This is a genomic window from Actinomadura sp. RB99 (assembly GCF_014706005.1).
GTDB lineage: Bacteria > Actinomycetota > Actinomycetes > Streptosporangiales > Streptosporangiaceae > Spirillospora.
This window is the reverse complement of the sequence record NZ_JABMCA010000076.1, coordinates 1-13866: the sequence shown is the minus strand read 5'-3', so window position 1 is coordinate 13866 and position 13866 is coordinate 1. Positions and strand designations below refer to the sequence as shown.

The window sequence follows — 13866 nt, the reverse complement described above, 5'->3', positions numbered from 1 at the left end:
CCTCACGGGAGAGCCGATGGCGGTCGTCTGCGTCGACGCGGGCACCACGATGATCAAGGCGGTCGGATACGCCGAGGACGGCACGGAACTGGCCGTCGTCCGCCGGCCGACGACGGTGTCCCGGCCCGCGCCGGGCCGGGCCGAGCAGGACATGGCCGAGGTCTGGGACGCGGTGGCCGGCGCGGTGCGCGAGGCCGCCGCCCGGGTCGCGGCGGCGGGCGCGGGCGTCGACCTGCTCGCGCTCACCGCGCAGGGCGACGGCTGCTGGCTCGTCGACTCCGCCGGCGAGCCGACCGGCCCGGCGATCCTGTGGAACGACGGCCGCGCCGCCGCGGCCGTCGAGGGCTGGGCGCGCTCCGGCGTCATCGCCGAGGCGTTCCGCGCGAACGGGTCGCTGCCGTTCCCGGGGCTGCCCAACGCGATCCTCACCTGGCTGCGCGAGCACGACCCCGACCGGCTCGCCCGGTCCGCGGCGTCCCTGACCTGCGGCGGCTGGGTCTTCTCCCGGCTCACCGGCCGGATCGCGGTGGACTCCTCGGACGCGTCGGCGCCGTTCATGGACGTCCGCGAGCGCGGGTTCTCCCGCGACCTGCTCCGCCTCTACGGCATGGAGTGGGCGGCGGCGCTGCTGCCGGACCTGCTCGGCGACGGCGAGCGGGCCGCCCCGCTCACGCCCGACGCCGCCGGCGCGCTCGGCCTCACCGCCGGGATCCCGGTCGTCCTCGCCCCCTACGACATCGCGTCCACCGCGATCGGCGCGGGCGCGGTCGACGTCGGGCAGGCGTGCACGATCCTCGGCACGACGCTGTGCACGGAGATGGTCGTGGACGAGCCGCGCCTCGACGGCGAGCCGTCCGGCTTCACGGTCGCGATGGGCCTGCCGGACCGGTGGCTGCGGGCGTTCCCGACGCTCGCGGGCGGCCAGGTCGTCGACTGGGCCCGCCGGACGCTCGGCCTCGGCGACGACCCGTCCGCGCTGTCCGCGCTGGCGGCGCAGTCCCCGCCCGGCGCCGGCGGCCTGGTGTTCCTGCCGTACCTGTCGCCCGCCGGGGAGCGCGCGCCGTTCCTGGAGCCGCGGGCGCGCGGCGCCTTCCACGGCCTGACCGTCGAGCACGAGCGCGCCGACCTCGCCCGCGCCGTCCTGGAAGGGCTCAGCCTGGTGGTCCGGGACTGCCTGGAGGCGGCCGGGACCCGCCCGACCGAGCTGCGGGTCAGCGGCGGCGGCTCCGCGAGCGCGTTCTGGCTCGGCATGCTCGCCGACGTCACGGGCGTCCCAGTCGTCCGGTCGGCCGACGCCGAGTCGGGCGCGCGCGGCGCGTTCATCGTCGGGCTGCTCGCCACCGGCCGCGCCGAGGACGCCGGGGAAGCGGCCGCCAGATACGTCCGGCCGGGCGAGGTCTGCGACCCCGATCCCGCGCGCGCCGCGCACTACGCGCAGGCGTACCAGGACTTCCTGGACATCCGGCGGGCGACCGCGCCCGCGTGGCCCACGCTCGCCGCGATGCGCGAGCGCGGGGGTGAGCGGTGAGCGCCGAACCCGTGTGGGTCGGGATCGACCTCGGCACGCAAAGCGTGCGGGCACTGGCCGTCACGGCGTCCGGTGAGGTCGCGGGCAGCGGGACGGCGCCGCTGTCGGGCCGGCGCGACGGTCCGCGCCACGAGCAGGACCCGGAGCTGTGGTGGACGGCCGTCACCGCCGCCTGCCGCGAGGCGCTCCGCGACGTCCCGGCGGGCGCGGTGCAGGCCGTCGCGGTGGACGGCACGTCCGGCACCGTCCTGCTGACCGACCGCGGCGGGCGGCCCCTGACCCCGGCGCTGATGTACGACGACACCCGCGCCGCCGGCGCCGTCGAGAGGATCGACGAGGCCGGGGGCGAGGTGTGGCGCAGGCTCGGCTACCAGCGCATGCAGCCCGCCTGGGCGCTGCCGAAGCTGCTGTGGCTGCTGGAGAACACCCCCGGCCTGCCGGACGGTGCGCGCCTCGCGCACCAGGCCGACTTCGTGAACCGGCGGCTGACCGGCCGGCCCGTCGCCGCCGACCTCAGCAACGCCCTCAAGACCGGCGCCGACCTCGTCGCCGAGGCGTGGCCGCTGGACGTCCTCGACGCGCTCGGCGTCCCGGCGGAGCTGCTCCCTGAGCTGGAACGTTCCGGCACCCCGCTCGGCACCGTCGGCGCCGACGCCGCCGCGGCGACCGGGCTGCCGGAGGGCACGCCGGTGATCGCGGGCGCCACCGACGGGTGCGCCGCCCAGCTCGGCACCGGCCGCCTCACAGCCGGCTCGTGGAACTCCGTCCTCGGCACCACGCTGGTGCTCAAGGGCGTCACCGACGACCTCGTCCACGACCCGTTCGGCGTCGTGTACTCCCACAAGGCGCCGGACGGGCGGTGGCTGCCCGGCGGCGCGTCCAGCACCGGCGCGGGCGCCCTCACCCGCGACTACCCGGGCCGCGACCTCGCCGGCCTCGACCGCCGCGCCGCCGAGCGGGAACCCGCCGCCGCGCTCACCTACCCGCTCGTCGGCGCGGGGGAGCGGTTCCCGTTCGTCGCGCCGGACGCCCGCGGGTTCACGCTCGGCGCGACCGGCGACGAGGCCGACGCCTACGCCGCCGTCCTGCAGGGCGTCGCGTTCATCGAACGGCTCTGCTTCGACCACCTCGACCTGCTCGGCGCCCCCACCGGCGGCGATCTCACCCTCACCGGAGGCGCCGCGAAGTCGCGGTACTGGTGCCAGCTGCGCGCCGACGTCCTCGGACGGCCCGTCGTGCTGCCCCGACAGGCCGAGCCCGCGCTCGGCGCCGCCGTCCTCGCCGCGTCCGCCGGACGGGACGTCGCCGAGGTCGCCTCCCGCATGGTCGCCGTCGCGGCCACCGTCGACCCGCGGCCGGGGAGCACCGGCCGGTTCGACGACGCCTACCTGCGCATGGTCGGCGAACTGGAGAAGCGCGGGTGGCTGCCCGCACCCACCGCCGACCACGCACGCGAGAGGACGGCCCGATGACGCGCCTCGTGCTCGTCCGCCACGGCGAGACCGAATGGCACGCCGAGAACCGCTACGCCGGCACCAGCGAGGTCGCGCTCACGCGGCGCGGCCTGGAGCAGGCCCGGCTGCTCGGCGCGTGGGCGGAGGCCGCCCGGCCCGACGCCGTCTGGTGCTCCGACCTCGGCCGCGCCCGGATCACCGCCGAGCCGTCCGCCAAGGCGATCGGCGCGGACCCCGTCGTCGACACGCGGCTCCGCGAGCTGCACTTCGGGCGCGGCGAGGGCCTCACCCGCGACGAGATGGAGCGCGCGTTCCCCGACGCGCTGCGCGCCTTCCGCGCCGACCCCGTCGCCGGCCACCTGCCGGGCGGCGAGGACCCGGCCGCTGCCGCGCGCCGCTTCACCGCGTGCCTGCACGACATCGCCGGACGGCACCCCGGCGGCCGCGTCCTGGTCGTCGCGCACTCCACCGCGCTGCGCCTCGCGCTGTGCCGGCTGCTGGGGCTGCCGCTCAAGGACTACCGGCGGCGGTTCCCGTCGCTGGGCAACTGCGCACTGACCGAGATACGGCTCCGGGACGGCGACGCCGCCCTCCTGGAGTTCAACACCGCGATCGAAGGATCGCTCGTTCCCTGGAGCCTGCAATGACGACCCGCGTCCTGGCGGCCGGTGACCTGTTCGTCCGCAACCGCCTGTTCATCGACGCGCTGCGCGCCGCCGCCCCCGGCGACCTGGAGTTCACCGAGCTCACGCTGCCGTGGCCGGTCGAGCCGTTCGGGCGGGTCGCCGAGGTGGACGAGGCGTCCGGCACCGAGGAGCGGCTCATCGAGGCGCTGCGCGGCGCGCGGATCTGCGTCACCCAGATGGCGCCGCTCACCCGCCGCGTCCTGGAGGCGTGCCCCGACCTGGAGCTGTTCGGGATCAGCCGCGGCGGGCCCGTCAACGCCAACCTGGAGGCGGCCACCGAGCACGGCGTCGCCGTCTGCTACGCCCCGGGACGCAACGCCGGCGCCACCGCCGAGCACACCCTCGCGCTGATCCTCGCCGCCGTCCGGCGGATCCCGCAGACCCACGGCGACCTCGTCGCGGGCCAGTGGCGCGGCGACTACTACCGCTACGAGGCCGTCGGCTTCGAACTGCTCGGCAGCACCGTCGGGCTCGTCGGCTGCGGCGCGGTCGGGCGCCGCGTCGCCCGGATGCTGGCCGCGCTCGGCGCGAAGGTCCTCGTCCACGACCCGTACCTGGACGATCTCGGCGACCTCGCCGACGTCGCGGAACTCGTGCAGCTCGACGACCTGCTGGCGCGCGCGCAGATCGTCTCCCTGCACGCCCGCGCCACCCCGCAGACCACCGGGATGATCGGCGCCGCGCAGATCGCCGCGATGGCGCCCGGGTCGATCATCGTCAACTGCGCGCGCGGATCGCTGCTGGACTACGAGGCCGCCTGCGACGCGGTCGAGTCCGGGCACCTGTTCGCCGCCGCGTTCGACGTGTTCCCCGAGGAGCCCATCCCCGCCGGGTCGCGGCTGCTGACCACCCCGAACGTCATCGTCACCCCGCACCTGGCGGGCGCCAGCAAGCAGACCGCCGCGAACGCCGCCCGCATCATCGCCGAGGACGTCGGCCGCCACCTGCGCGGCGAGCCCCTCCTGCACTGCGCGAACCCCGGCGCCCTCACCGTGCCGCGACCGGCCTGACCCCGGCCGCCGCCCCGACTCCCCGCGCGACCCCCACCACGAGGAGGCACGATGCACCCGACCCGCCTACCCGCCGACACCCCGCTGACCCGACGCACCGCCCTCGGCCTCGCGGGCGCCGCCGCGCTCGCCGGCGCCGCCGCGCTGGCGGGCACGGCCCGCCCCGCCGCCGCGGCCGAACGCTCCTACACCTTCGAGCTCGTCTTCAACGTCCCCGACACCGGCAACATGCAGGGCCTGGCCTACCACCGCGGCCGCTTCTTCGTCGGCTTCGACGTCGGCGGCGGCCGGGGCGTCATCCGCGAGTACCGCCCCGACGGCACCAAGGTCAGGGAGAGCGCGCCGCTCGACGTCGGGCACGCCGCCGAGATCAGCGTCCGCGGCGCCGACGGCCTGCTCTACGTCGCGACCGGCGGCGGCACCAACCCGACCAAGGTCAACGTCGTCGACTGGACGGGCGAGCCGCGCATCGTCCGCACCATCGATTTCGGCTCCCTCGGCAATTCCGGTCTCGTCGCCGTGGACGACCGGCGCGACGGGCTGCTCGTCCACGCCGGACCGGGCGACAACGGCCCGTTCGTCTTCGCCTTCACCGACCTCGGCGGGAATGTCCGCTCGACGTTCCCGCTCGGTTACCAGGGCGTTCCGCAGGGTTTGGAAATGTCCGGTGACAAGGTCCTGTACTACACCAACAACACGATCACCGTGCTGGACCGTGCCGGCACGATCCTGGAAACGATCACCATCCCGCTGACGGGCGAGAGCGAGGGCCTCGCCGTCGCTCCCGCGGGCCGCGGATCGCGCGTCTTCGTGGGCTACAACAAGCCCAACCGCGTCTACGCGATGACGCCGGCGTTCCGCTGACGGACCAGGCGCGCGGCCGGGTCCGTCCACTACCTCCCAAGCCCGGCCGCGCGCCTTCCCACCGGGATTCCGCACATCCGCCGAATTTCCCGCCATGTGATCGTTCCAATCCGATTTCGGTTATAAGTTCCGGTGGGAACCGGCATTCGCCGAGCGCCGATTCGCGGCCGGATGAGCGATCTCCGGCGTCCGTTTATCGGAATCCTATGAATTGCGGGTCTCTTTCTCGATCGCTCTACCCTTTCCGGGATCACTCGGGTATGAACGAGGAGTGATCGGCGCGGTCACGGCGGGAAACCGCGGGCCGCGCGCAGGGGGCCGCGCGCGGGCGCCCCCGCGCGCGGACGCAGGAAACCCTCTCCGAGGAGGAACCCCGTGAAAGCTCCCGCCCGACTCGCCCGGCTCGCCGCACCGGCGGCCGTCGCGTGCGCCGCGCTCGCGCTGGCCGCAGGCCCCGCGTCCGCCGCGACCACCACGATCCGCCAGGACACCGCCACCGGCGCGCCCTACGCCGGGAACTGGCAGATCTCCACCGTCGGCACGCTGAACTTCTCCACCAGCTTCCTTGGCACGAACGTCACCGGCACCTGCGACAGCGCGCAGATGCAGGGCACCACGACCTCCGCCGGCGCCGGCGAGCTGACCGCCGCCTCCATCGGCGCGTGCCACACGTCCAACGGGTTCAGCTCGCCCGCCACCGTCCTCGACCTGGGCGGCGTGTCCGACCGGTCCGGTCAGATCGGCTACGCCCCCGTGCAGGGCGGGCGCGACGGCGTCATCGCCATCGGCGGCGACCTGCGCATCACCCTGAAGGGCCAGGTGCTCGGCCTCACCGTCACGTGCATCTACGGCTTCCGCACCGGCGGCTCCGACGGGCTGACGTTCGACGTCTACAACCGCGACAACCCGAACCGGCCGCTGCCCGACGACGACCTCCAGGGCAAGTCCAGCGCCATCCAGCTCGTCCGCGAGTCCGGCAGCAGCGGGCTCTGCCCGTCCAGCGGCACCGGCAGCGGCGCCGCCATCGGCCGCGGCGAGAGCACCCCCGGCTCCGGCGTCTTCGACCGCAAGCTCTACCTGACCTCGTAGCCGGCAGGGGCGGCGGCCGGGCTCCGGGACGGTGCAAGGGAGTGGTCTTCCACCTCGGTGCCCGGCCGCCCCCTTGACCCTCGCGGTGCTGGGTCGCCGTGTCGGAGCGGCCGGGGGCGTACGGCCGGATCCCGTGGACGATTCACGAGGACTTCGAGCGTAACCCCGCAGGTCAGCAGGGGGTAATGACACCGCGCTTACAGTTGTTTCCCACCGGTGTCCAGATCCCGGAGTGGCTAAATCACCCGGATCCGGTCATGTGCCCTGAATCACATCCGGGACTGTCACGTCCGGCGGACCCGCCCCGTCCTGATGCCGTAAGCGACCTTCTCCCGGCCCATGCCGGGACGGACATCAGGAGTCGTCATGCGCGTTCTCGTCGCCGGATCCACCGGAGTCATCGGCCGCCGGCTGATGCCGCTGCTCGAGGCCGTCGGCCATGAGGCGATCGGCCTGTCGCGCTCCGGGGACGGCCCGGCCGGACGCACCCTCGCCGCCGACGCGCTCGACCGGGACGCGGTGTCCCGCGCCGTCCGCGAGGCCGCGCCCGACGCGGTCGTCAATCTGCTCACCGCCATCCCCGCCGCCCTCGACCCGAAGCACCTGGCCCGCGACTTCGCGGTCACCAACCGCCTGCGCACCGAGGGCACCCGCAACCTCTACGACGCCGCCCGCGCCGCCGGGACCGCCCGCGTCCTCGCCCAGGGCCTCGCCTACGCCTACCGGCCAGCCGCCGGGCTCGCCGACGAGGACGCGCCGCTGTGGACCGAGCGCACCCCCAAGCAGTTCGCGCCCGTCCTGGCCGCCCTCGTCGACCTCGAGACGATGACCGCCGAAGCCGGCGGCCTCGTCCTGCGCTTCGGGCACCTGTACGGCCCCGGGTCCGCCTACGCGCCCGACGGGTCGTTCACCGCCCAGGTCCGCGCCGGAAAGGTGCCGGTGGTCGGCGGCGGCCACGCCGTCCTGTCCTTCACCCACGCCGACGACGCCGCCACCGCGATCGTCGCCGCGCTCGACAAGGACGTCACCGGCGCCCTGAACATCGTCGACGACACGCCCGTCACGATGGCGGACTTCCTCACCCGCTACGCCCGGATGCTGGACGCGCCCGCGCCCAAACGCGCTCCCGCCGCGCTCGCCCGGCTCGCCGTCGGAGGCTGGGGCGTGGCGTTCATGAACGGGCTGCGCGGCGCCGACAACAGCCGCGCCCGGCTCCGCCTCGACTGGCGGCCCCGCCACCCGAGCTGGGTGCACGGCATGGAGGCCGGCGGGGCGGGCGCCGCCGGCCGCGACGCGGCATGATCGCCCGCATGGACGAGCGAGAAGACGCCGCCGGCGCGTTCGAGGAGCACCGCCCGCTGCTGCTCGGGCTCGCCTACCGGCTGCTCGGCAGCATGTGGGACGCCGAGGACACCGTCCAGGAGGCGTACCTGCGGTGGACCCGGACCGACCCCGCCGAGGTCGGCAACGCCCGCGCCTACCTGGTGACGATCGTGTCGCGGCTCGCCCTCGACCAGCTCCGCTCCGCCCGCGTCACCCGCGAGGCCTATCCCGGCCCCTGGCTGCCCGAACCGGTGTCCGCCGCCGCGTTCGGGCCGCTGGAGACCGCCGAGATGACCGACACCCTCTCCTACGCGACCCTGCACATGATGGAGCGGCTGTCGCCGCCCGAACGCGCCGTGTTCGTGCTGCGCGAGGCGTTCGAACTGCCCTACGAGGAGATCGCCGGCATCGTCGGCGTCCCCGCCGCGACCTGCCGCCAGCACCACCGCCGCGCGGCGGCACGGCTCGCGGAGGGCCGCGACCGGTTCCGCCCGTCCACCGCCGACCACACCGAGCTCCTCGGCCGCTTCCTCGACGCCGCACGCGGCGGCGACCTCGCCGCCCTCACCGAGCTGCTCGCCGAGGACGTCGTGGCCTGGAACGACGGCGGCGGCAGGGTCCGCGCCGCGCTCCGCCCCGTCGAGGGCCGCGCCGCCATCGCCGCGTTCATCACCGGGCTCGGCTCCCGCTACGGCTTCGGCGAGGTCCGGATCGTCGAGGCCAACGGCGCGCCCGCGCTCTGGACGCACATCGACGGCCAGGAGCAGCTCACCGCGTTCGACGTCCGCGACGGCCGCGTGCGGGGGCTGTTCGCCGTCCTCAACCCCGACAAGCTCGGCCACGTCCGCCCCGCCCCCTGATCGCGCCCCTGGTCTCGACGCCTGCCACTGCCGGGCGACCCCGGCGCGGGCCGCCGGCGCCCGCCGTCGGACAATGGAGGCGTGAGAGCGGTGGTGGTCTCCGACACCCACGCGCCCCGGCGCTGGAAGGGGTGCCCGCCGCGGGTCGCCGAGCACCTGCGGGGCGCCGACGTCATCCTGCACGCCGGGGACGTCTGCGTCGCGTCCGTCCTCGACGAGCTCGCCGAGTACGCGCCCGTCCACGCCGTCCTCGGCAACAACGACGGCCCGGACGTCGCGGCGTGGGGCGCCCCCGAACGGCTCGAACTCGACCTCGGCGGGCTCGCCGTCGCGATGGTCCACGACAGCGGCCAGGCCCGCGGCCGCACCGCCCGGATGCGGCGCTGGTTCCCCGCCGCCGATCTCGTCGTCTTCGGGCACTCCCACATCCCGCTGGACGAGACCGGCGACGGCGTCCGGATCTTCAACCCCGGTTCGCCGACGGACCGGCGCCGGCAGCCGCACGGCACCATCGGCCTCCTCGACATCGAGGGCGGCCGCCTGGCCCGCGCGGAAATCGTTCCCGTGACCTGATCAACGGCGGGCACAATGTCCGGCATGAACGAGATCGGCCGGGGGCAGCCGTGGGCTTCTGGATGACGCTCGGCAGGCACGACTGGACCGAGGTCCACGCGCTCCTCGACCATCCGCACGGCCTGCGCGGCGGCCTGCGCCGGCTCTACGACGCGTGGGGCGAGTCGCTCCGCGAATTGGAATCGGCGCACACGACGCGCACCTGGGACGCGATCCACATCCTGCTGACGGGATGCGAGAACGACGACGACGCCAAAGGCGTCCCGCTCGGCCCGGCGCCCGCCCGCGACGTCGTCATGGGCGGACTCGTCCTGACCGGCGGCACCTCTCGCCTCAACACGCCGATCCTGCTCAGACCCGCGGAGGTGCGCGCCGTCGACGCCCACCTGCGCGGGATCGACTTCGATGCCCTCATCCGCGAGCGCTACCCCCTGCTGCTGGAGATCGGCCCGTACTCCTTCCACGACCACGACGGAAGCGACATGGTCACGAGGGGATGGCTCGCCGAGGACGTCGAGGTCCTCCGCGGCTTCTACGCCCGCGCCGCCGCCGCGGGCAACGCGGTCATCAAGGACATCTCCTGAGATGATCGGTCGAGTAAGACCGCACTTACGAAGGGGGCCGGCATGACCGACCGCGTGACCGTGCACGTCCACGAGGGAGTCGCCGACGTGCGGCTCAACCGCCCCGACAAGCTGAACGCCCTCGACCTCGCGACCTTCGAGGCGCTCGCGGAGACCGGCGACGCGCTCGCGGCCGACCCGTCCGTCCGCGCCGTCGTCCTGTCGGGGGAGGGCCGCGCGTTCTGCGCGGGGCTCGACTTCGCCAACTTCGCCGCGATGGCCGGGGACGCGCCGTCCGGCGGCGGCTCCGGGGCCGGGTCCTCCGGCGGGCAGCGGTCCCAGGGGCCGCCGTCCGACATCACCGACCGCGAGCCCGGCCGCATCACCAACCTCGGCCAGCAGGCCGTGCACACCTGGCACGAACTGCCGCAGCCGGTCATCGCGGCCGTCCACGGGCACGCCCTCGGCGGCGGCCTGCAGATCGCGCTCGGCGCCGACATCCGGATCGTCGCGCCGGACGCGAAGCTGTCGGTGCTGGAGATCCGCTGGGGCCTGGTCCCCGACATGACCGGCACCGCCGCCCTCCTGCGCCTCGTCGGCGAGGACGTCGCCAAGGAGCTCACCTTCACCGGGCGCATGGTCGGCGGCGACGAGGCCGTCCGCCTCGGCCTCGCCACCCGCACCGCCGGCGACCCGCGCGCCGCCGCCACCGACCTCGCCCGCGAGATCGCCGGCCGGAGCCCCGACGCGATCCGCGCCGCCAAGCGCCTGCTCAACCGCGCCGCCGAGGGCGGCGACCTCGCCGGCCAGTACCTGGAGGAGTCCCGCGAGCTCGGCGCGCTGCGCGGCTCGCCGAACCAGGCCGAGGCCGTCCGCGCCTACTTCGAGAAGCGCGAGGCCGCCTTCACTGACCCCGCGTAGCCGCCGCGGCCCCGAGGGGTGGGGCCGGGCGACGGCGCGAGATCCGGAAACCGGTATCTTCTGCCGTCGTGATCAGGGCGTCCACCTGGTCGGACCCACCCCCGGAAGGCAAGGCAGGCATGCCCGAAGAAGGACCGCGCCGGCACCCCGTCGACGAGGTGCTCCCCGTCCCCAAGCTCGCCCTCTACGGTTTCCAGCACGTCCTGGCGTTCTACGCCGGCGCCGTCGTCGTCCCGATCCTGGTCGCCGGCGCCATCGGGCTGTCCCCCCAGCAGCTCGTCTACCTGATCAACGCCGACCTGTTCACCTGCGGGATCGCCACCATCATCCAGTCGCTCGGCGTCTGGAGGATCGGCATCCGGCTGCCCATCGTGCAGGGCGTCACGTTCACCGCCGTCGCACCGATGATCGCCATCGGGCAGGGCGCCGAGAACGCCACCGCCGGGCTCCTCGCGATCTACGGCGCCACCATCACCGCCGGCCTGGTCACCCTGGTCGCCGCCCCGTTCCTCGGCCGCGTGCTGCGGTTCTTCCCGCCGCTCGTCACCGGCACCGTCCTGACGATCATGGGACTGGTGCTGCTGCCGAACGCGCTCACCGACGCCGCCGGCGGCGCCGCCGCCAAGGCCGCCGGCAAGGACTTCGGCAGCTGGAAGCACCTCATGTACGCGGGCGGCACCCTGCTGTTCATCATCGTGCTCTACCGGCTCCGGCGGCCGTTCCTCAGCAGCATCGCCGTGCTCCTCGGCCTCGTCGGCGGGACGGTCGTCTCCTACGCCCTCGGCGACACCGCCTTCGACCAGGTCGGCGAGTCCGACTGGTTCGGCGTCACCACCCCGTTCCACTACGGCGCCCCGACCTTCCACATCGGACCGATCATCGCGATGCTGCTGGTCATGATGGTCACCGTCGTGGAGACCGTCGGCGACTCCAAGGCCACCGGCGAGATCGTCGGCAAGGACGTCACCGACGCCGACATCACCCGCGCGCTGCGCGCCGACGGCCTGTCCACCTTCCTCGGCGGCTCCCTGAACGCCTTCCCCTACACGTGCTTCGCGCAGAACGTCGGGCTCGTCCGGCTCACCGGGGTGCGCAGCCGGTTCGTGGTCGTGGCGGCCGGCGCCGTCATGATCGTCCTCGGTCTGTTCCCGAAGGCCGCCGCCTACGTCGCGTCCATCCCGCCGGACGTCCTCGGCGGCGCCGCCGTCGCGATGTTCGGCATGGTCGCCGTCGTCGGCATCCAGACCCTCGGCAAGGTCGACCTCCGCCAGGAGCGCAACGCCCTCGTCGTCGCCGTCAGCATCGCGCTCGCGCTGCTGCCCACCGTCGTCCCGCAGTTCGGCGAGAACATGCCCAAGGACGTCGCGGCGATCCTCAACAGCGGCATCACCATCGGCAGCATCAGCGCGATCGTGCTGAACCTCGTGTTCAACGTCTTCACGCGCACGCCCCCGCAGGACGAGGAAGCCGCCGTCCCGCCCGCGGAACCGGCGACCACCTCCTGACCGTGCCGCGGTCCGCGGCGGCTCCCGCCGGCCGCCGCGGACCGTCGGCCGGTCAGTTCCAGAAGGCGGCGATCTCCGCCGCGGCCGCCCTGCCCTGCGCGAGCCCCGCGCCCGCGGCCGGCGTCCGCGTCGACGGGTCCAGCGGATCGGCGCCGAACGCCGCCGTCGACGCCTCGTCCGGACGGATCACCTTGACCTGACCGCCCGCGGCCTTCACCGCGCCGATCTCGTCGTCCAGGGTCGGGTCGTCCATCGGCGCGAGCAGCAGGACCCGCTCGTACCCGGCGGCCAGAGCGAGGTTGTTCGCCGAGTGCACCCCGCCGTCCACGTACCGGACGCCGCCGATCGTCACCGGCGGCCAGATCATCGGGACGGCGCAGCTCGCCGCGATCGCGTCCACCAGCCCGACGCCCGAGTCACGGTCCAGCACCCGCAGCTCGCCCGTCAGCGCGTTCACGGCCGTCACCAGCAACTTCCGCGCGGGCCACTCATGGGAGGGCAGCCGCTCCTCGATCACCGCGCGCCGCTCGGCCTCCGTCACGGTCTCGGCCGCGAGCGCCCGCGCACCGAGCCCCCGCCGCACCGCCGCCGCATCGCCCTCGTTCTCGTACGCGAGCTGCATCCAGGTCTCCATGACCGTGCTCACCGACACCCCGGTCGGCACCAGCTCGCGGTTCTGCAAAGCCGGGTCCGCCTGCCGCGCGTACAGCTCCTTCAACGGCCGCCCGCTCGCGACCTGCGCCGCCACCGCGGAGCCCGCCGACGTGCCGACCAGCAGGTCGGCTCCGGTCACGTCCGCGCCCTCCTCGGCGAGCCCGAACAGCAGCCCGTTCAGCCAGGCGATGCCCGCGACCCCGCCTCCGCCCAGCACCAGAGCGCGCTCATTGTCGGTCATATCCGTCCTCTCATTGGGTGATCGCTAGAGCGTAGGGAGGGCGGCGGACATTCCGGCGACGGCCCCGTCCCGCTCGCCCCGTGCGCATCGACCCTGCTCAGCGCGCCGCACCCGGGAGCAGGGCGTCCCCGCACCGGCGCTGGAGCGTGTCGATTTGACGAGGCTCCGCGGACCACGTAAGTTAACCCCTCGTCCCCCTCACGGATGCAGGACGCCCTCTTGGCGGCCGGCCGACGGGGAAACCACCACTCAGCAGCCGACGCGGCTTCGCCGTGTCAGCCGTGCGGTGATGGCATCGGTAAGGGCCGATTTTGCAAATCGCGCCGGATCTGGTGAAATGGCAACACCGCCCGGAAGGGACGCGCAAGCGGACCGGAAAGGCAATCGGAAAAGCCCGGAAATTGACACTCCGAGCGGATCTGATAAAGTAAGAGCAGTCGCCCCGGAGCGGGAAACGCGAAAGCGGATCTCACACGGTGGGTGTCCGTTTCTTGAGAACTCAACAGCGTGTTAAAAGCCAGTGCCTTTATCGACCTGGCCGGTTCGGCCGGGTCGCCCCGTGCCATCTCTTCGGGGGTGGTGGGGATTTCTTTGA

At 74.2% G+C, this 13866-nt stretch carries 14 protein-coding genes; 12 read left to right on the top strand and 2 right to left on the bottom strand.

Annotated features, from left to right (window positions below):
• Positions 1-16 precede the first annotated feature (16 nt).
• From amrb99_RS40815 to amrb99_RS40760, 12 genes are all read left to right on the top strand, one after another.
• Positions 17-1528 (top strand): FGGY-family carbohydrate kinase, encoded by a 1512-nt coding sequence (locus amrb99_RS40815; protein ID WP_190866684.1) that lies wholly within the window; start codon positions 17-19, stop codon positions 1526-1528.
• Positions 1525-3000, top strand: a complete 1476-nt coding sequence (locus amrb99_RS40810; protein WP_347257065.1) for an FGGY family carbohydrate kinase — start codon at positions 1525-1527, stop codon at positions 2998-3000. The genes amrb99_RS40815 and amrb99_RS40810 overlap by 4 nt, the downstream gene beginning before the upstream one ends.
• Entirely contained in the window at positions 2997-3629 is a 633-nt protein-coding gene (locus amrb99_RS40805) for a histidine phosphatase family protein (RefSeq protein WP_190866682.1), read from the top strand. Before amrb99_RS40810 ends, amrb99_RS40805 begins: the two co-directional genes overlap by 4 nt.
• Positions 3626-4678 (top strand): 2-hydroxyacid dehydrogenase, encoded by a 1053-nt coding sequence (locus tag amrb99_RS40800; protein ID WP_190866680.1) that lies wholly within the window; start codon positions 3626-3628, stop codon positions 4676-4678. The genes amrb99_RS40805 and amrb99_RS40800 overlap by 4 nt, the downstream gene beginning before the upstream one ends.
• 51 nt (positions 4679-4729) lie before the next feature.
• Positions 4730-5542: a hypothetical protein gene (locus tag amrb99_RS40795; RefSeq protein ID WP_190866678.1), complete on the top strand. Its 813-nt coding sequence runs from the start codon at positions 4730-4732 to the stop codon at positions 5540-5542.
• Between the two features lie 375 nt (positions 5543-5917).
• A complete protein-coding gene (locus tag amrb99_RS40790) occupies positions 5918-6631 on the top strand; it encodes a hypothetical protein (protein ID WP_190866675.1) in 714 nt (237 codons plus the stop codon).
• Positions 6632-6997: 366 nt separating this feature from the next.
• The gene (locus amrb99_RS40785; RefSeq protein ID WP_190866673.1) at positions 6998-7933 is read left to right on the top strand and encodes an NAD(P)-dependent oxidoreductase; all 936 of its coding nucleotides are present in this window, start codon (positions 6998-7000) and stop codon (positions 7931-7933) included.
• An 8-nt stretch (positions 7934-7941) separates the two neighbouring features.
• A complete protein-coding gene (sigJ, locus tag amrb99_RS40780) occupies positions 7942-8814 on the top strand; it encodes an RNA polymerase sigma factor SigJ (RefSeq protein ID WP_241756412.1) in 873 nt (290 codons plus the stop codon).
• Positions 8815-8895: 81 nt separating this feature from the next.
• Positions 8896-9387 (top strand): YfcE family phosphodiesterase, encoded by a 492-nt coding sequence (locus amrb99_RS40775; protein WP_190866669.1) that lies wholly within the window; start codon positions 8896-8898, stop codon positions 9385-9387.
• 50 nt (positions 9388-9437) lie between these two features.
• Positions 9438-9971, top strand: coding sequence for a DUF1877 family protein (locus amrb99_RS40770; RefSeq protein WP_190866667.1), 534 nt, complete (start codon positions 9438-9440; stop codon positions 9969-9971).
• 42 nt (positions 9972-10013) lie between these two features.
• The gene (locus tag amrb99_RS40765) at positions 10014-10871 is read left to right on the top strand and encodes a crotonase/enoyl-CoA hydratase family protein (RefSeq protein ID WP_190866665.1); all 858 of its coding nucleotides are present in this window, start codon (positions 10014-10016) and stop codon (positions 10869-10871) included.
• A gap of 119 nt (positions 10872-10990) precedes the next feature.
• Complete coding sequence (locus amrb99_RS40760) at positions 10991-12376, top strand: nucleobase:cation symporter-2 family protein (protein ID WP_190866662.1); 1386 nt, start codon at positions 10991-10993, stop codon at positions 12374-12376.
• Positions 12377-12428: 52 nt separating this feature from the next.
• On the opposite strand, the gene amrb99_RS40755 is transcribed toward amrb99_RS40760, so the two are convergent.
• On the bottom strand, positions 12429-13271 hold the full coding sequence (locus tag amrb99_RS40755) for a patatin-like phospholipase family protein (RefSeq protein WP_190866660.1): 843 nt from the start codon (positions 13269-13271) through the stop codon (positions 12429-12431).
• 275 nt (positions 13272-13546) lie between these two features.
• Positions 13547-13866: hypothetical protein (locus amrb99_RS50305; RefSeq protein WP_206700294.1), on the bottom strand; the 320-nt coding region annotated here is incomplete at its 5' end.

Excerpts from the sequence above, each read along its gene's own strand:
- amrb99_RS40800 (WP_190866680.1), top strand. The coding sequence starts at position 3,626 with ATGACGACCCGCGTCCTGGCGGCCGGTGACCTGTTCGTCCGCAACCGC.
- amrb99_RS40755 (WP_190866660.1), bottom strand. The coding sequence starts at position 13,271 with ATGACCGACAATGAGCGCGCTCTGGTGCTGGGCGGAGGCGGGGTCGCG.
- amrb99_RS40760 (WP_190866662.1), top strand. The coding sequence starts at position 10,991 with ATGCCCGAAGAAGGACCGCGCCGGCACCCCGTCGACGAGGTGCTCCCC.
- amrb99_RS40795 (WP_190866678.1), top strand. The coding sequence starts at position 4,730 with ATGCACCCGACCCGCCTACCCGCCGACACCCCGCTGACCCGACGCACC.
- amrb99_RS40815 (WP_190866684.1), top strand. The coding sequence starts at position 17 with ATGGCGGTCGTCTGCGTCGACGCGGGCACCACGATGATCAAGGCGGTC.
- amrb99_RS40805 (WP_190866682.1), top strand. The coding sequence starts at position 2,997 with ATGACGCGCCTCGTGCTCGTCCGCCACGGCGAGACCGAATGGCACGCC.
- amrb99_RS40765 (WP_190866665.1), top strand. The coding sequence starts at position 10,014 with ATGACCGACCGCGTGACCGTGCACGTCCACGAGGGAGTCGCCGACGTG.
- amrb99_RS40785 (WP_190866673.1), top strand. The coding sequence starts at position 6,998 with ATGCGCGTTCTCGTCGCCGGATCCACCGGAGTCATCGGCCGCCGGCTG.
- sigJ (WP_241756412.1), top strand. The coding sequence starts at position 7,942 with ATGGACGAGCGAGAAGACGCCGCCGGCGCGTTCGAGGAGCACCGCCCG.